The 16120-nt window shown below is 64.0% G+C and carries 15 protein-coding genes; 12 read left to right on the top strand and 3 right to left on the bottom strand.

From position 1 onward, the window contains the following. Positions 1-51: 51 nt before the first annotated feature. The 10 genes from pstS (at position 52) to C7446_RS13445 (ending at position 10072) form a co-directional block, all read left to right on the top strand. On the top strand, positions 52-1098 hold the full coding sequence (pstS, locus tag C7446_RS13490; protein ID WP_121173652.1) for a phosphate ABC transporter substrate-binding protein PstS: 1047 nt from the start codon (positions 52-54) through the stop codon (positions 1096-1098). A 107-nt stretch (positions 1099-1205) separates the two neighbouring features. Then, the gene (gene pstC / locus C7446_RS13485) at positions 1206-2153 is read left to right on the top strand and encodes a phosphate ABC transporter permease subunit PstC (RefSeq protein WP_121173651.1); all 948 of its coding nucleotides are present in this window, start codon (positions 1206-1208) and stop codon (positions 2151-2153) included. Between the two features lie 16 nt (positions 2154-2169). Further along, positions 2170-3006 (top strand): phosphate ABC transporter permease PstA, encoded by an 837-nt coding sequence (gene pstA / locus C7446_RS13480; RefSeq protein WP_121173650.1) that lies wholly within the window; start codon positions 2170-2172, stop codon positions 3004-3006. Positions 3007-3030: 24 nt separating this feature from the next. After that, on the top strand, positions 3031-3969 hold the full coding sequence (gene pstB / locus C7446_RS13475; protein WP_121173649.1) for a phosphate ABC transporter ATP-binding protein PstB: 939 nt from the start codon (positions 3031-3033) through the stop codon (positions 3967-3969). A gap of 178 nt (positions 3970-4147) precedes the next feature. Continuing rightward, a complete protein-coding gene (locus tag C7446_RS13470) occupies positions 4148-5818 on the top strand; it encodes a BCCT family transporter (RefSeq protein ID WP_121173648.1) in 1671 nt (556 codons plus the stop codon). A 296-nt stretch (positions 5819-6114) separates the two neighbouring features. Beyond that, entirely contained in the window at positions 6115-6831 is a 717-nt protein-coding gene (locus C7446_RS13465; RefSeq protein ID WP_121173647.1) for an extensin-like domain-containing protein, read from the top strand. A 278-nt stretch (positions 6832-7109) separates the two neighbouring features. Next, positions 7110-7550, top strand: a complete 441-nt coding sequence (locus tag C7446_RS13460) for a VOC family protein (protein WP_121173646.1) — start codon at positions 7110-7112, stop codon at positions 7548-7550. A gap of 112 nt (positions 7551-7662) precedes the next feature. Further along, positions 7663-8301 carry a glutathione S-transferase family protein gene (locus C7446_RS13455; RefSeq protein ID WP_121173645.1) on the top strand — a complete coding sequence of 213 codons (639 nt, stop codon included), beginning with the start codon at positions 7663-7665 and terminating at the stop codon, positions 8299-8301. 106 nt (positions 8302-8407) lie between these two features. Then, positions 8408-8908 carry a 5-(carboxyamino)imidazole ribonucleotide mutase gene (gene purE / locus C7446_RS13450; RefSeq protein WP_121173644.1) on the top strand — a complete coding sequence of 167 codons (501 nt, stop codon included), beginning with the start codon at positions 8408-8410 and terminating at the stop codon, positions 8906-8908. A gap of 45 nt (positions 8909-8953) precedes the next feature. Then, on the top strand, positions 8954-10072 hold the full coding sequence (locus tag C7446_RS13445; protein WP_121173643.1) for a 5-(carboxyamino)imidazole ribonucleotide synthase: 1119 nt from the start codon (positions 8954-8956) through the stop codon (positions 10070-10072). A gap of 53 nt (positions 10073-10125) precedes the next feature. On the opposite strand, the gene C7446_RS13440 is transcribed toward C7446_RS13445, so the two are convergent. After that, positions 10126-10467, bottom strand: a complete 342-nt coding sequence (locus C7446_RS13440; RefSeq protein ID WP_147408782.1) for a hypothetical protein — start codon at positions 10465-10467, stop codon at positions 10126-10128. Between the two features lie 360 nt (positions 10468-10827). Next, positions 10828-12453: a ribonucleotide reductase N-terminal alpha domain-containing protein gene (locus C7446_RS13435; protein ID WP_170150092.1), complete on the bottom strand. Its 1626-nt coding sequence runs from the start codon at positions 12451-12453 to the stop codon at positions 10828-10830. 254 nt (positions 12454-12707) lie between these two features. On the opposite strand from C7446_RS13435, the gene C7446_RS13430 reads away from it, so the two are divergent. Together C7446_RS13430 and C7446_RS13425 are read left to right on the top strand one after the other, a co-directional pair. Beyond that, the gene (locus tag C7446_RS13430; protein ID WP_121173640.1) at positions 12708-13418 is read left to right on the top strand and encodes a winged helix-turn-helix domain-containing protein; all 711 of its coding nucleotides are present in this window, start codon (positions 12708-12710) and stop codon (positions 13416-13418) included. A gap of 73 nt (positions 13419-13491) precedes the next feature. Then, positions 13492-15117: an ATP-binding protein gene (locus C7446_RS13425; RefSeq protein ID WP_121173639.1), complete on the top strand. Its 1626-nt coding sequence runs from the start codon at positions 13492-13494 to the stop codon at positions 15115-15117. A 10-nt stretch (positions 15118-15127) separates the two neighbouring features. On the opposite strand, the gene C7446_RS13420 is transcribed toward C7446_RS13425, so the two are convergent. After that, positions 15128-16060: a LysR family transcriptional regulator gene (locus C7446_RS13420; RefSeq protein ID WP_121173638.1), complete on the bottom strand. Its 933-nt coding sequence runs from the start codon at positions 16058-16060 to the stop codon at positions 15128-15130. Between the last annotated feature and the right edge of the window lie 60 nt (positions 16061-16120).

Below are 16120 nucleotides of genomic sequence, written 5' to 3'. Positions count from 1 at the left end.
AGGCAACGACCCTCACCATCGCAGGGCAAGGTCTCAAGGAGTCAAGTCATCATGTTGAAGCGTGTTGCAGCCACACTGCTCTCCACTTCGCTGGCACTGGGCGCCACTTCGGCCGCCGCCGCCGAAACGATCACCGGTGCCGGGGCCACCTTCCCGTACCCCGTCTACTCCCAGTGGGCGGATGCCTACCAGGATGAAAGCGGCATTGGCCTCAACTACCAGGCCATCGGTTCGGGAGGCGGCATTCAGCAGATCACCGCCAAAACCGTGACCTTCGGTGCCTCCGATGCCCCCATGAAGCCGGAGGAGCTGGAGAAGAACAGCCTGGTGCAGTGGCCGCAGATCATGGGCGGCGTGGTGCCGGTGGTGCACATCGACGGCATCGAGGACGGGGCGCTGAAACTGGATGGCGAGACCTTGGCCGGGATCTATCAGGGCAACATCTCGAACTGGAACGATGAGGCGATTGCCGAGCTCAACCCGGATCTCGAGCTGCCGGACCAGCAGATCACGCCGGTCTATCGCGCGGAAGGTTCGGGCACCAACTTTCTGTTCACCCACTACCTGGCGCAGGTCAGCGAGGATTTCGCCAATAATGTAGGCGAAGGCAAGTCGGTGGCCTGGCCGAGCGGTGTCGGCGCCAAGGCCAACGCCGGGGTGGCAAGCCAGGTCGGCAACACCAACGGTGCCATCGGCTACGTCGAGTCGGCCTATGCCGAACAGAACAATCTGAACGTGGCGCAGCTCGAAAACCGGTCCGGCAACTTCGTGACCGCCGGCCCCGACAGCTTCCAGGCGGCGGCTTCCAATGCCGACTGGGCCAATGCAGAGGGCATGTATCTGGTGCTGACCAATCAGCCGGGTGACAACAGCTGGCCGATCGTGGGGGCCTCCTTCATCCTGATGCACACCCAGGTGCAGGATGCCGATGCTGCCAGACGCGCACTCGACTTCTTCGACTGGGCCTATCAGAACGGCGATCAGGCCGCTTCCGAACTGAACTATATCCCGATGCCCCAGGACGTGGCGGATATGGTGCGCCAGCAGGTGTGGTCGCAGATCAAGGGGCCGAATGGCCAGCCGGTCTGGCAGCAGTAAGCACGCTGCTGAGCTCACGCGGAGGCTGCGGGCGGGTGCCTGCAGCCGTTTTTCCATGGTTCCCCGGCTTCGGTGCCGGGGAGCGCGTACAGTAACGATGGAATGCCATGACCTCTTCCCGTAACGTCAGTGCCCGTCAGCAGCAGGACCTGCTGGGTGCCAACGAGCGTGAACAGAGCGCACTCAGGCGTAACGGAGTCATCGACAAGCTGTTCGAGAAGGGCACGCTGACCCTGGCGCTTGCCGTACTGGTACTGCTGGCCACCATCATGGGGTCGCTGGTCGCCGCCGGCTGGCCGGCCTTTCAGGAGCTGGGGTGGTCCTTCTTCACCGGTGATCGCTGGGCCGCCAACATCGAGCGATTCGGCGCCCTGCCCGCCATCTACGGTACGCTGGTGACCTCGCTCATCGCGATCATCATCGCAGTACCTGTCTCGCTGGGAATCGCCATCTTCCTGACCGAAATGTGCCCGGTAGCGCTGCGCCGCCCGCTGGGCACCATGGTCGAGCTGCTGGCCGGCGTGCCCTCGATCATTTATGGCATGTGGGGCGTGGAAGTGCTGAGCCCCTTTCTGCGCGATCACTTTCCGGCCCTGTTTCCTGCCGGCACCGGACTGACCACGGCCGGGCTGATCCTGGCGATCATGATCATTCCCTTCATTACCGCCATCACCCGGGATGTCATGGTCACCGTGCCGCCGATGATGCGCGAATCCGCCTATGGGCTGGGATGTACCACCTGGGAGGTGGTGCGCAACGTCATCTTCCCCTCGGTACGCGGCGGCATCGTCGGCGGCGTCATTCTCGGTCTCGGCCGGGCGCTGGGCGAGACCATGGCGGTCACCTTCGTCATCGGCAACAGCCTGTTCCTGAATCCCACCCTGACCGGGCAGGGCACTTCGATTGCCGCGCTGATTGCCAACCAGTTCCCCGAAGCGGACGGCCTGCAGCGTTCGGCCCTGCTGCTGCTGGGGCTGGTGCTGTTCGTGATCACCTTCATTGTGCTGGCCATCGCCCGGCTGATGCTGCGGCGCATCGAGAACCGGGCCCCCTGAGGCGAGGAGAACCGCGATGAATCCCGTTTACCAACGTCGCCGCCGACTCAATCGCTTCGTGATGGTGCTCTGTCTCTCTGCTGCCCTGTTCGGCATTGCCTGGCTTTTGATGATCCTGGTGTCGCTGCTGATCGAAGGGCTGCCGGCGCTCTCTCCGAGTGTCTTCTTCGAGCGGACCCGGATGTCCGACGGCGGACTGGGCAATGCCATCCTGGGCAGCCTGGTGATGACCGCGCTGGCCACCGCCGGCGGCTCGATCGTCGGTATTGCTGCCGGTACCTGGCTTGCGGAGTATGGCGGCCGCTCGCATCTGGCCAACACCATCCGCTTCATCAATGACGTACTGCTGTCGGCGCCATCGATCATCATCGGGCTCTACATCTACGCCATCATCGTGCTGCCGATGGGCCATTTCTCCGGCTGGGCCGGTGCGGCATCACTGATGGTGCTGATCATTCCGGTGGTCATTCGCTCGACCGAGGACATGCTGCTGCTGGTGCCCGGCACCCTGCGCGAGGCGGCTTCGGCGCTGGGTGCCCATCGCTGGTGGGTGGTGATCCGGGTCTGCTACACCGGCGCCCGCGCCGGCATCATTACCGGCATCCTGCTGGGCTGTGCGCGGATCAGCGGGGAGACGGCACCGCTGCTGTTCACGGCGCTCAACTCCAACCAGTGGGTGTTCAACCTGAACAGCGAGATGCCCAACCTGCCGATGGTGCTCTACCAGAACATGACCATCAATTCCTTCATACCGGCCAAGGTGGAGCTGGCGTGGACAGGGGCGCTGATTCTTACCGCCGCCGTACTGATTCTGAACATCCTGGCGCGTGTCATTTCCGCCAGAAAAGGATGAACCACCAGGTTCGGGAGTCCTGACATGACCCAAACTCAAGCATACTTCGCGCCCGTTTTTGCCGATGACGGCGCCACCACGGTCAGGGAGCGTTCCGGCGAGCGACAGGCGCCCGGCAACCGGAGTGTGGCAGGCTCGGCTGCAGGCAGCGACAGCGCCACGCAATCCCGGGGCGACTCGGCCACGCCGGGCAGCGAACAGTCGGAGCACGAGGCCAAGCTGCTGGTGAGGAACCTGAACTTCCACTACGGGAAGTTTCAGGCGCTGAAGGATATCTCCATGACGGTGCCGGCCAACAGGGTAACTGCCTTCATCGGCCCGTCCGGCTGTGGCAAGTCGACCCTGCTGCGCTGCTTCAATCGCATTCATGATCTCTATCCGGGATTGAAGACCGAAGGCGAGCTGCTGCTCGATGGCCAGAACGTGCTGGATCGCAGGGTCGACGTCAATCTGCTGCGGGCGCGCATCGGCATGGTGTTCCAGAAGCCTACGCCGTTTCCGATGTCGGTCTACGACAACATTGCCTTCGGCGTGAAGCTCTATGAGCGGCTGTCGAGGCGCGAGATGGATGAGCGCGTGGAGTGGGCGCTGAAGAAGGCCGCCCTGTGGGGCGAGGTCAAGGACAAGCTCAGGCAGAGCGGGCAGGCGCTCTCCGGCGGTCAGCAGCAGCGCCTGTGCATTGCCCGTACCATCGCGGTCAGGCCCGAGGTGATCCTGCTGGATGAGCCGACCTCGGCGCTCGATCCCATCTCCACGGGGTATATCGAGGATCTGATCAACGAGCTCAAGCGTGACTACACCATCGTGATCGTGACCCACAACATGCAGCAGGCGGCGCGCGTGTCGGATATCACCGCCTTCATGTACCTGGGCGAACTGATCGAGTGTGATGCAACCGATACCATCTTTACCCATCCGGCCCACAGGCAGACCGAGGATTACATAACAGGGCGTTATGGATAATTCCTGGAAAATAAGCCAGGTTGAATGAGGGAAGAGGGGACGCCATGAGGCGTCCCCTTTTCATCGGGCCCGGTCGGTCCCCTGGTGTCCGGCGGGTGACAAAGGTGTCATCGTGACGTTCAGGGGAAGATGACTAGAGTGGTAACGATCATTCAAATGAAAGGGGAGCCAGCGCTTCATGGCCATTCCTCCACGTCAGCGTGTCTTCATCGCTTCGGCACTCGTGATTGCGGTTCTGGTGGCGACAGGGGCCATCTTTCCCGAAGGGTTCAGTGCCGCGGCATCGGCAGCCCTGAGCGGAGTGACACATCTGTTCGGCTGGTTCTACATGTTCTCGGTATTCGGGTTCGTGGTCTTTCTGCTGGTACTGGCCTTCAGCAAGTACGGCAAGATCCGGCTCGGTCCCCAGGAGAGCAAGCCCAACTACAGCTTTTTCTCCTGGGTCAGCATGCTGCTGGCCGCCGGCTTCGGGGTAGGGCTGGTGTTCTACGGCATGGCCGAGCCGATGACCCATTTCGCCAATCCACCCTATGGCGACATGGAGGGTGAAACACCCCAGGCAGCGCGGTATGCCATCCAGTACGCCTTCTTCAACTGGGGCGTGCATCAGTGGGCCGCCTTCTCGGTGGTGGGGCTGATCATCGCCTATACCCAGTTCCGCAAGGGGCAGAGCGGGCTGGTCTCCACGGTAATGTCACCGCTTACGGCCAAGCTGGGACGTGGCCGTGTACTCGCCGGCGGGGTGCTCAACACCTTTGCCGTGGTGGCGACGGTGATGGGGGTGGCGACCTCGATCGGGCTGGCCGTGCTGCAGATCAACGGTGGCCTGCACGCCGTCTTCGGCGTGACGGAAGGGTTCATGTGGCAGGCGATCATCCTGTTTGCCATGTTCGTCTGCTACATGTTTTCGACCATTTCCGGTCTCGACAAGGGCATCAAGCGGCTGTCGAACCTCAACATGGGGCTGGCCATTGCGCTGATGCTCTATGTGCTGGTGACCGGCCCCACGGTCGCCATTCTGGAAACCATTACCCTGGGCATCGGGGACTATCTGCAGAACTTCTTCATCATGAGCCTGCGGCTGTCACCCTACAGCGATACCAGCTGGGTCGACAGCTGGACGGTCTTCTACTGGGCGTGGGTGATCGCCTGGTCGCCGTTCGTGGGCACCTTCGTGGCGCGTGTCTCGCGCGGCCGGACGATCAAGGAGTATGTCTTCGGCGTGCTGATCGTGCCGCCGCTGCTGGCCTGCCTCTGGATCGGGGTGTTCGGCGGGGCTGCCCTGCACATGGATCTCTACCAGAATGCCGGTCTGGCGCAGGCGACCAGCGAGAACATTACCTCGGCCCTGTTCAACATGCTGGACCTGATGCCGTTCTCGTTCGTGATCTCGCTGGTGGTGATGCTGCTGATCTTCATCTTCCTGGTGACGTCGGCGGATTCGGCAGCCTATATCGTCGCCCAGATGACCGACAAGGGCTCGCTCAACCCGCCGATGTACAAGAAGGTGACCTGGGGGGTGCTGATTGCCGCGATCTGCCTGATCCTGATTACTGCCGGGGGCAAGAGCGGTCTCTCCGGACTGCAGTCGGCCGCGGTGGTCTCGGCGCTGCCGTTCACGCTGATCGTCTACGGCATGATCTACATGACCATCCGGGAGCTGCGCGCCGATCGCCGCGCCATGCTGCGCAATCTCTATCGTCAGCATGGTGATACGCCGGTCGGGGCTGATCCCTTTGAAGCCGACGAGCTGGCCGGTACCCACGAGGAGCGTATCCGGCGCAGTCCGGGCACCATTCGCAATCGCCAGATCAATTTCCGCGGTGGTACCAGCTCCGGCGAGGACTGAGGCCTTCATGGCAAGCGACGGCGGGCCTCGGCTGGCGTCGCTTGCCCTTGATAGAAAGCGCCAATGGAAAGAATTCAATCTAACAATTAGCAGGTTAATGGATGTCACCCTATATTGATCAGCGTCCGGGACGCCAGACCCGGAAATGCTTCGTTTCCTGCATCCTTGATGCATTGCAACACCCCCACCTGTCCCGCGTACCCCCTACGCGGGATTTTTTTGTCCGGACATTGCCCGGGGGCAGCCGCCCGCCATACGCGGCGAGCCGCCACGGATCCGGCTGAGCGGACGGAGACATGCGCTATATCCTGCTTGTGATCGTGTTGGCTGCAGGCGTGTTTCTGCTCGGGCTCTGGCAGCACTGGAGTGCATGGCCGTGGCAGGAGGTGCCCAGACGCTACAATCCGTTCGCGCCCCTGCATGTTGCTGATCCGCCGTCGCCGATCACGCGTCTCAAGCGTGAGCGGATTGCCGGGGACCCGCAGGCGTGCCGGACGACGCTCGAACAGGCGCAGCAGGCCGGTGAGGTGGTGTATCGCAGTGTCGGCAGTCCCGAAATCGGTGACTGTCAGCTGCAGGACGCGGTGCGCATTCACTCGACCGGGGTCGAGTTCAACAACTCCTTTCTGGCCTCCTGCCCGCTGGCGGTGGCGTGGCTGCGCTTCGAGCAGCACCATTTACAGCCGGCTGCACGGAAGCTTTTCGATGCGCCGGTCAGCCGGGTCAATCATTACGGCAGCTTCGCCTGTCGCAATATCTACAATCGCAGCGATGCCCGGCGCAGCCGGCATGCGACTGCCGATGCCCTCGACCTGGCCGGCCTGCAACTCGATAACGGCACCCGCATTACCGTTCGCCATGACTGGCAGCAGGACGATCGGCGCAGCCGCTTTCTGCACCAAATTCGCGACGGCGCCTGTCACGAGTTCTCCACCGTGCTGGGCCCGGATTACAATGCCGCCCACGCTGATCACTTCCATCTGGCGGTCGGTGGTTACAGTGTCTGTCGCTGATGAGTCCGGTCATGACCGAAGGCGGGGCGGTCGTCGACCACGCCGGGCGCCATTGCGCCAGAAGTGTGCCGGGGCACGGCGCTGCGAGAGTGACCGCACGCCTCCCGGAGCATCCCGGCGCGCGAAGCGCTACCTGGCAGGATTACTGCATGGGCAGGAGGATGCTGCCACTGCGGCACGCTCACCGTTTGTCACACAAGTCCCGTAACAACGGGGTGTTCTACTGGCCATAATAGTCGGCACGTAGGGCCCGATTACGGACGAGAGGAGTACCGTGCATGTTCAGCCATATCCAGCTTGGCGCCAGGGATCTACCGCGGCTGGCCGCTTTCTATGATCATGTCCTGGAGCCGATCGGTCTCGTGCGGCTGGAATCCGTCAGTGATGGTGGCCCTCCGGATATCGTCTGGCACCGTCCGGGCACTCGCTGGCCGCTTTTCATTCTGCAGTACCCCTGGAACGGTCTGCCGGCGACCTGGGGCAATGGCTCCCAGGTCAGTTTTTCCGCGCCTTCGCGGGAAGCCGTGGATCTGGCCTGGCGGCGGGTCGTGGATCAGGGTGGACTCAGCGAGGGCGTGCCCGATCTGCGTCCCAACTACGGGCCGGATTTCTATGCCGCCTACGGTCGTGATCCGGAAGGCAACAAGCTCTGTTTTGCCCATGCCGAGCGGCTTGAAGCCCAGCTCTCGGGTGGCGAACTGATGAGCCAGTCGGTCTGAACCCGCCGGTCGGGGCCGGCATCGTTCGAATGGTTTCGGCCGGCCAGTGTGCCAGGCTTGCAGTGCCGATTCCCAGGGTCGGCACTGCAAGCAATCTGGCAGGGAGCGGATCATGAGCACGCTGGTTCTTTACGGTTTCAATGACAGTACCTATGTGCGCACCGTGCGCATGCTGTTTGCCGAGAAGGGAGTACGCTACGAGCAGGTGCCGGTCGATGTTCTCGGTGGCGAAACCCACAGCGAGGCGCATCTGGCGCGCCATCCCTTCGGCAGGGTGCCGGCGCTGGAGACGGGCGGGCGCATTTTCTACGAGACTGATGCCATCGCCGAATTCCTCGAAGGACACTATCCGGCCCCGGCCTTCTTTCCCCGCCACCTTGATGATCGTGTCGACATGCGTCAGTGGGCAGCGGTCATCCACAACTATCTCTATCCCACCCTGATCGGCCGGCTGGTGCGCCAACGCCTCATCAACCCGCAGCTGGGGCAGCCGGTGGACGAGGCGATCGTCGAGGCTGCGTTGCCCGATGCCCATTATCAGTTCTCGCTGCTCGAGCGGGCGATCAATGGCCGGACCGCCCTGGTGGCCGGTCAGCTCAGCTATGCCGATCTGCTACTGGCACCGATCGTGGCCCATGTCGACCGGCTCGAGGAGGGGCGAGCGCTACTGAAGGAGTATGCCGGCGTACGCGGCTGGTGGGAGGCCATGCAGCAGCGCGAAAGCTTTCGGCATACCGCGCCCGGGCGCTGATCCCGGCAGCAGAACTCTTCCCCGCGGGCCCGCCTGAGGGTATGCTGCTCGGTTTCCCGGCCGCCTCGGGCGGCCAATGCGCTGACACGGATTACGGGATCGCATCATGCAGGCACGCGTCGGAGTGATCATGGGTTCCACGTCGGATTGGCCGATCATGGAACACGCCGTCCACATGCTCGAACGGCTGGGCGTCGGGTGCGAGACGCGGATTGTCTCTGCCCATCGTACGCCCGAGCTGCTGTTCGACTATGCCGGCCGGGCTGCCGAGCGCGGTCTCGAGGTGATCATTGCCGGCGCCGGCGGAGCCGCTCATCTGCCCGGCATGGTGGCTTCCCGCACGCCGCTGCCGGTACTGGGGGTGCCGGTCGAATCGAAGGCGCTCAACGGCCTCGATTCGCTGTTGTCGATCGTCCAGATGCCGGGCGGCGTCGCGGTCGGTACGCTGGCCATCGGCAAGGCCGGTGCCACCAACGCCGGGCTGCTGGCAGCCCAGATCATCGGCAACCATGACAGCGCCGTACGCGAGGCAGTCGAGCACTTTCGCACCGAGCAGACCCGGCAGGTGCTGGAGCAGCCCGATCCGCGCGACCCGCGCGATTCGTGAACATACGGCCAACCTGAGGCCATGCGGACAACGGAAGCACGCGCCATGCGTATCGGAATTCTGGGAGCGGGACAACTGGGACGCATGCTGGCGCTGGCCGGCATGCCGCTGGGGCAGCGTTTCGTACTCTATGACACCACCGGCTCACCCAGCGCCGGCATCGGTGAAGTGATCAGTGATCCGGAGCGTACCCGGGTCGAGGCCTTTCTCGATCAGGTCGATCTGGTGACCTTCGAGTTCGAACACCTGCCGCTGGATCTGGTCGAGTTCATCGAGGCGCGCAAGCCGGTACTGCCCGGCAGCCGGGCGCTTGCGGTCTGCCAGCACCGGGGTGAGGAGAAGGCGCTGTTCGATCGGCTCGGTATTCCCACGCCCGAATACCGGCTGGTCGATAGTGCCGAGGCCCTGCGCGATGCCGCGACCGAACTGGGCACGCCGGTGGTTGCCAAGTCGGTGACCGAGGGCTATGACGGCAAGGGGCAGGGAATCCTGCGTCAGCCGGAGGAGGCCGAGCAGGTCTGGGACGGTATCGGTCATACGCAACTGATCGTGGAGACCATGGTCGATTTCGTGCGCGAGGTGTCGATCATTGCCGTGCGCGGCCGCGATGGTGAGGTACGCTGCTATCCGATGGCGGAGAACCAGCACGCCGAGGGGATCCTGCGCTACTCGCTGGCGCCGCTGCCGGATCTTGATAGCGCGACCCAGCAGCGTGCCAACGACTACATCCGCTCGCTGCTTGAAGCGCTCGACTATGTCGGGGTGCTGACGCTGGAGCTGTTCCAGACCCGTGACGGCCGGCTGCTGGCCAACGAGATGGCGCCCCGGGTGCACAACTCGGGCCACTGGACCCAGGACGGTGCAGTCACCAGTCAGTTCGAAAATCATCTGCGCGCGGTGGCCGGCCTGCCGCTGGGCGATACCGCGGCGCGCTTTCCCAGCTGCATGATCAACATGATCGGGCGGGAGGGCGACCCGGCTGCGCTGCTGTCGCGCTCCGATGTTCACCTGCATCGCTACGACAAGGGCGAGCGCCCGGGGCGCAAGCTCGGGCATGTCAATGTGGTGGCCGAGGACCATACCGCCCTGCTGAAAGGGGTGCGTGAGTGCGTGGCGCAGCTGCCCGATGCCCCGCCGGTGGCGTTCAGCTTCGAGCGTGACTGAAACGGTAACGCCCCGGCAAGCGGGGCGTTCGGTTGATCATGCGATGCAATGGCTCAGTGTGTGGAGAGGCTTGCGTCACGGCCTCGCACCGCACGCAGCGGCACCACGTTGCCATGCGGCACGTGACGATTGAGCCATCGGTTGATGCGCTGCGGTCCATAGCCTTCCATGGGGTCGGCCATCCCCATCACGTAGACGGCCTCGGTGTTCTCGGCGTGCAGGCGCAGCTGACGCATCAGCTGTTCGGCGGACTGCTCGGTGGCGACCAGCCATGTCGTGGAGGAGAGGGCGGTCCAGGACACGCAGCGGTCGAGCTCGCGTTCGATGCGTTCGAAACGCCGGGTTTCGGGCTCCACGGTACAGGTCACGATATAGGCGTTGAGCGGCATTGACATCTGTTCCCCCGAGTCGATCGGTTAAGTGATTGATTGCCTTGACTCGAACAGGGATGGCGGTCAAACTTTGATCACCAGTGGGTAGGCCATCGCCTGCTCGGCACGCGAAAGCGCCAACTTTCGACGTGTATTCATGACACCCCGGCGCGCCAACGCCGGGGTGTTGCTCGTTTGTACCGGCTCCTCTCCCGTTTGGCAAACCTCTGGCAGGTTGCTGTTTTCAAGGCGTTTATTCTTTTGCTGTCGGTAATTTCCGGTAACATGGGCAGTCGTGCCGGAGTATGGCTGGCAAAGATCGAGCGGAATTTTTCGAATCGGGCCGTTTTCTCCATCTGCACTTCCCCGGGGCGTGTCATCGTTTCACGGTGCCGGCAGGGTTCGAATGCCCAGCCGCCAGGCGCGCTGGATTCGAAGGCTCGGCGCTTCCCCGCCTTCCCTTCGGAGGGGCCCTGCTACTGCCCAGCCCTGATCGAGATGGCGTTGTGCGCCGGCCATCTGCTCCAGTGAAAAGGCCGAGCCATCGGCGAGTGAAATCGGTAATTGCGACAACCCGCCGTGTGCGCCTGCGGCCATCAGGGCGAGGTTGCGAAGCCCCTGACACGCAATTTCGTCACGCAGCCCGGCAGTCGCGCTCGGTACCTCGCTGTCATCCGGGAAGTCGCACCACTCATCGCCCCGTTCACGCCGGATCATGGCGGGCGCATCCTGCGGCAGTGCCCCCTGCTGCCAGAGCGAGCCGGCGAAGGCGGGGCAGGCACCGCGCTCAACGGCCAGTATCCGCGAGGCCTCGATGACTGCCCGGGCAAAGTGGCCGACCAGGGCGTCGAGCTGCTGAGACCGGTCATGCGCTTCCGGGCCGGCAAGGGCCTCGGCCAGCCCGCCGGGGGCGATGCCCAGTGCCCGGTAGTAGCGGAGCGAGCGAGCCGCCCGGGGATCGGCTGCCAGCAGCTCGATGGCATTGTCGAGCATGCGCACGGCGCTCCGGGCGATCTCCCGCAGGCGTGCTGCATCGGGCAGGTCACCGTGAAGATGGCGTTCAAGGTTGATGACGCCCCGTACGGCGGTTGCGGTGGTATCGGCATCGCTGTTGAGCAGCAGCGCGCCATCGGCGCTGGTGGCCTGCACCACGCCGGCGTGGCGCTGCAGGCTGGCCAGATTGCAGGTGTCACGAAAGGCCGGCCAGGGGCCGCCACATTCGTTCAGCAGTTGCATCAGCCGCTGCCAGAGCTCGCGGGCCCGGAGACGTTCGACATGCTGGCCGGGGGTCCGGGCCGCGTGGCGCTCATGCTCGATATAGCGCGCCTCGAAGGCGGCGCCGTAGAGCACATTCAGCTCCGGACATTGCGCCGGCGGGAACAGACTCCACTCGCCATCCTCGGCGAGGCGCTTCATGAACAGGTCGGGCAGCCAGATCATGGTGGCAATGCCCGGTGTCGGTACGAGGCGCGAGAGAAAGGTATCCAGATCGGCGTGCCAGGCGCTCAGGGCGAGGCAGCAGCCTGCAGGCGGGCGCGGCCATTGCTCGGCAGCGAGCGAGGAGAGCACCAGGGTGTCTCCCTCCCGCCAGTCATTGGCTCCCCGGGCGGCGGTGGCCGCCGGGTCCATCACGCCCTCGGGCGCCGCTATCGTTCGGGTACCGGCATGGCGCAGCACCATCGGTGCAGGCAGGAAGTCACCATCGGCCATCAGCTCAAAGAAGTGCAGCGCCTGCTCGTCGGGCCGTGACTCATGACACGCCAGTCCCATGGCAGTGCGCATCAGCAGCCCGGCGGGGGATTCGTTGGACAGGGCCCGGAACGTTCGGCAATCGGTATTGTCCAGGATGGTGGTTTCACGCCGTTGTACGACACGGGCCAGCCGGGGCAGCTCGAAACGCTCGAGGTGCGGGTCGAGCCGACCCGTTTCGATACCCTGCGCAATGGTGTCAGCGAATGATCCTGCGCCGGTATGCGAATGGCTGTCCGACGGGTGTGAATGAGCGCACATCGGCGGCTCCCGGTGGCTGGTGGAACGAGGAACGGGTAGTATGGCCTGCCCTTGCATGGCACGATCGCACCATGAGCGGGGAAGGGTCATGTGGAATAATGCAATATCCGCTGCGGCAATTGGGCCTGATTGAAAAATCCATTAAGGTGCCCAGTTGATGGCTATCGCGCTCGGCCGCGCGGATTACTTCATACAAGCGCCGCGCCTGATGATGGCACGGATGCCTCTTTCAAGACGATCGGACGGATACAGCCTTGAATACGCCCACGACTGCTCAGGAACACATTCTCATCATCGAGGACGACGAACGTCTGGCAGCCCTGACGCGCGAATATCTGGAAGGCAACGGTTTCCAGGTCACCGTCGAGCATGATGGCAGCAACGGAGCGGAACGTATTCTGGCCCTGCGCCCTGATCTCGTGATTCTCGATCTGATGTTGCCGGGCGAGGATGGTCTGTCGATCTGCCGACGGGTACGTCAGCAGTATACCGGACCGATCCTGATGCTGACGGCGCGCACCGATGACATGGATCAGGTGCTCGGCCTGGAGATGGGGGCCGACGACTATGTGCCCAAGCCGGTGCCGCCGCGCGTGCTGCTGGCACGCATGCGAGCGCTGCTGCGCCGTTCCGATGCCGCCGAGGCGGCCGGTGGCGAAACCCGGCTCGAGTTCCGCGACCTGGTGGTGGACTCTTCCACCCGCGAGGCCTGGCTCAACGGCGAGCGTATCGACCTGACCAGTGCCGAGTTCGATCTGCTCTGGCTGCTGGCCTCCAATGCCGGCCGGGTGCTGACCCGGGAAGAGATCTTCTCCGCCCTGCGCGGTATCCGTTACGACGGTCAGGATCGTTCGATCGATGTGCGCGTGTCGCGCATCCGTCCCAAGATCGGTGACGATCCCCACCATCCCCAGCGCATCAAGACGGTTCGCAGCAAGGGCTATCTGTTTGTCCGGGAGCTGTAACCATGCTGCCCGTTGCTCGCCTCGCTGGCCTGACTGAAGCCGCTTCGATGCGTCCTGGCGGGGGCAACGGCTGATGTCCCGAGCGTCGACCGGTGGTGTCTTCCTGCGTGTCTATATCGCCCTGGTAGCCGCTCTGCTGCTGATCCTTGCCGTGGGTCTGTTCGGCATCTCGATGGTCAACGATTGGCGGGCTGCGCAGTATCGCGAGCGGCTTGCCGAGGCGCCGATGGCACTGCTGACGGCGCTGGTCGCCGCCCAGCCCGAAGAGCGTCGCAACGCGTGGCTGGAGCAGGAACAGGATCGCACCGGCATGGGCCTGGCGCTGACTGATACCGAAATGCTGGCGCTGGGTTACTGGGAGCGGCGCCAGCTCGATCACGGTGATGTGGTGACCCGGCCGGCCAGCGGTGACTCGGGGTGGCGGCTGTTTCGCCGCATGCCCGACTCCGACACGCTGCTGGTGGCGCATTTCACCGGCCTCTCCGAGCGTCAGCCACAGCAGCTGATGCTGATGCTGCGCCAGTGGCTCAATGCGGTGCCCGAGGATCAGCGCGAGGCACGCTTTCAGACGCTGCGTGATCAGACCGCCCTGACCATGGGCATCGGCAGCGGCAGTCCGGCCGGGCTGTCATCGAGTCAGCTGGAGCAGCTCGATGCCGGTCAGGTGGTCATGAACGTCGAGCCCGAGCGGCCCAGCCTGGCGCTCTATACCCGGCTGGCGGACGGTCGCTGGATCACGGTCGGGCCGGTCAGGCCTTTCGAGCCCCTGCCGGTTGTTTCCATCGGCGCGGTGATGGTGGTCATGCTGATGCTGATGGGCATCATCGTGTACCTGCTGGTGCGGGGCGTCGAGTCGCGCCTGCGGCATATGGAGCAGGCAGCCTCGCGCTTTGCCGCGGGCGATTTCGATGCCCGCGTCGAGGCGCGCGGCAGCGATTATCTCGGCCAGTTCGGCGCCGCCTTCAACAGCATGGCCGCCCAGGTGCAGGCCGTGCTGTCGGCGCAGCAGGAGATGATGCGGGCGGTCTCCCATGAGTTCCGCACACCGGTGGCACGCATTCGCTTTGCGCTGCAGATGGTCGAGGACATGAGCGATTCGCCGACCATCCGGCGTCAGCTCGGCGAGGTCGATCGCGACATCGAGTCGATCGACAGGCTGATCGACGAGATTCTGGCCTATGCACGCCTTGATAGCGCCACCGAAACCGGTCTGATGTTCGAGCCGACCGCCACGGCGCTGATGCCGCTGGCCGAGCAGGTGGTCGATTCGCTGGCGCCGATGTACCCCGCACTCGAGATCACGGTAAAGGGCGAGCCCGCCGACGCCGTGGTGGATGCCCGCTATATCCAGCGCGCGCTGCAGAATCTGGTGGCCAACGCCTGTCATCATGCCCGTCGCCGGGTCACGGTCACGCTCCTGAACGAGGAGGACTCGGTCATGTTCGATGTCGAGGATGATGGCCAGGGGGTGCCGCGACGCGATCGCGAGCGCATCTTCAAGCCCTTTACCCGGCTCGATGACAGCCGTACCCGTCGCGGTGAGCGTCAGGGCGGCTACGGGCTGGGACTGGCGATCGTGGCGCGGGTGGCCCAGTGGCATCAGGGCCAGGTTGCCATCGACACTTCCACCACCCTGGGCGGGGCCCGCTTTTCGCTGGTGCTGCCGATACAGCACAGGGCCGCCGACAGCCCGGAGTAGACCGGTCGGCTCAGTGAAAGCCGCTGTCACCGGTCGGGCGAATGCCCGACAGCACCGAAAACGAGGTCTCCCGGGCGGTGCGCAGGAAGTCTTCCATCCACGGCTGGGTCAGCTGCTCTTCGCGCACTGCCGCGTAGAGCGTGCGCCAGAGGCCGTGTTCCCCCAGCGAGAGGGCGCGCACATAGCCGCGTTCGAGATACTCGGTCAGTGCCCAGTTGGGCAGGGCACTGACGCCCCGCTCGCTGGCCACCAGCTGCATCATCATGATGGTCAGTTCGGCCGTACGAATCTCGCGCGGTGCAATGCCGGCCGGAATCAGAAAGTGCGAGAAGACATCCAGCCTCGACTGTTCCACCGGATAGGTGATCAGGGTTTCATCGCGCAGATCCGGCGGTTCCACCCAGTCGCGGCCGGCCAGCTTGTGCTGACGCGCGACGGCAAGCAGCCCCTCGTAACGAAACAGGGGGGCGTAGTGAATCCCGGTCAGCGGCTGGGGATCGGCGGTGATGACCAGATCGAGCTGTTCGCTGGAGAGCAGCGGCAGTGGATCGAAGCTCTGACCGCTGGGGATATCGACCTCCACTTCCGGCCAGTGGTCGCGAAACTGATCAATGGTGGGCATCAGCCACTGGAAACAGCTGTGGCATTCAATGGCCATGTGCAGCCGGCCCTGTTCGCTGCCCGCCAGCCGGCTCAGATCGCGTTCGGCCAGACGGATCTGGGGCAGGACCTGTTCGGCCAGTGTCAGCACGCGCTGGCCGGCCCGGGTGAACTGCACCGGGCGGGTCTTGCGATGAAAGAGCGGACTGCCGATACGCTCTTCCAGATCCTTGAGCTGGTGTGACAGGGCGGACTGGGTCAGATGGACCCGCTCGGCAGCCTCGACCAGCGAGCCGGTGTCACGCAGTGCAATCAGGGTGCGTAGATGACGAAACTCGAGCATGGTGAATTTTGTTCATTATCGGATTTGAAAGATTGAGCACAACTCAATCCTGCCTGCTCG

It is taken from the genome of Kushneria sinocarnis (assembly GCF_003633775.1).
In the GTDB taxonomy this organism is placed as follows: Bacteria; Pseudomonadota; Gammaproteobacteria; order Pseudomonadales; family Halomonadaceae; genus Kushneria; species Kushneria sinocarnis.
Note: the sequence above shows the minus strand (reverse complement) of the source record. Positions and strands in the feature narration are given on the sequence as shown.

Excerpts from the sequence above, each read along its gene's own strand:
- pstS (WP_121173652.1), top strand. The coding sequence starts at position 52 with ATGTTGAAGCGTGTTGCAGCCACACTGCTCTCCACTTCGCTGGCACTG.
- pstC (WP_121173651.1), top strand. The coding sequence starts at position 1,206 with ATGACCTCTTCCCGTAACGTCAGTGCCCGTCAGCAGCAGGACCTGCTG.
- pstA (WP_121173650.1), top strand. The coding sequence starts at position 2,170 with ATGAATCCCGTTTACCAACGTCGCCGCCGACTCAATCGCTTCGTGATG.
- pstB (WP_121173649.1), top strand. The coding sequence starts at position 3,031 with ATGACCCAAACTCAAGCATACTTCGCGCCCGTTTTTGCCGATGACGGC.
- C7446_RS13470 (WP_121173648.1), top strand. The coding sequence starts at position 4,148 with ATGGCCATTCCTCCACGTCAGCGTGTCTTCATCGCTTCGGCACTCGTG.
- C7446_RS13465 (WP_121173647.1), top strand. The coding sequence starts at position 6,115 with ATGCGCTATATCCTGCTTGTGATCGTGTTGGCTGCAGGCGTGTTTCTG.
- C7446_RS13460 (WP_121173646.1), top strand. The coding sequence starts at position 7,110 with ATGTTCAGCCATATCCAGCTTGGCGCCAGGGATCTACCGCGGCTGGCC.
- C7446_RS13455 (WP_121173645.1), top strand. The coding sequence starts at position 7,663 with ATGAGCACGCTGGTTCTTTACGGTTTCAATGACAGTACCTATGTGCGC.
- purE (WP_121173644.1), top strand. The coding sequence starts at position 8,408 with ATGCAGGCACGCGTCGGAGTGATCATGGGTTCCACGTCGGATTGGCCG.
- C7446_RS13445 (WP_121173643.1), top strand. The coding sequence starts at position 8,954 with ATGCGTATCGGAATTCTGGGAGCGGGACAACTGGGACGCATGCTGGCG.
- C7446_RS13440 (WP_147408782.1), bottom strand. The coding sequence starts at position 10,467 with ATGTCAATGCCGCTCAACGCCTATATCGTGACCTGTACCGTGGAGCCC.
- C7446_RS13435 (WP_170150092.1), bottom strand. The coding sequence starts at position 12,453 with ATGTGCGCTCATTCACACCCGTCGGACAGCCATTCGCATACCGGCGCA.
- C7446_RS13425 (WP_121173639.1), top strand. The coding sequence starts at position 13,492 with ATGTCCCGAGCGTCGACCGGTGGTGTCTTCCTGCGTGTCTATATCGCC.
- C7446_RS13420 (WP_121173638.1), bottom strand. The coding sequence starts at position 16,060 with ATGCTCGAGTTTCGTCATCTACGCACCCTGATTGCACTGCGTGACACC.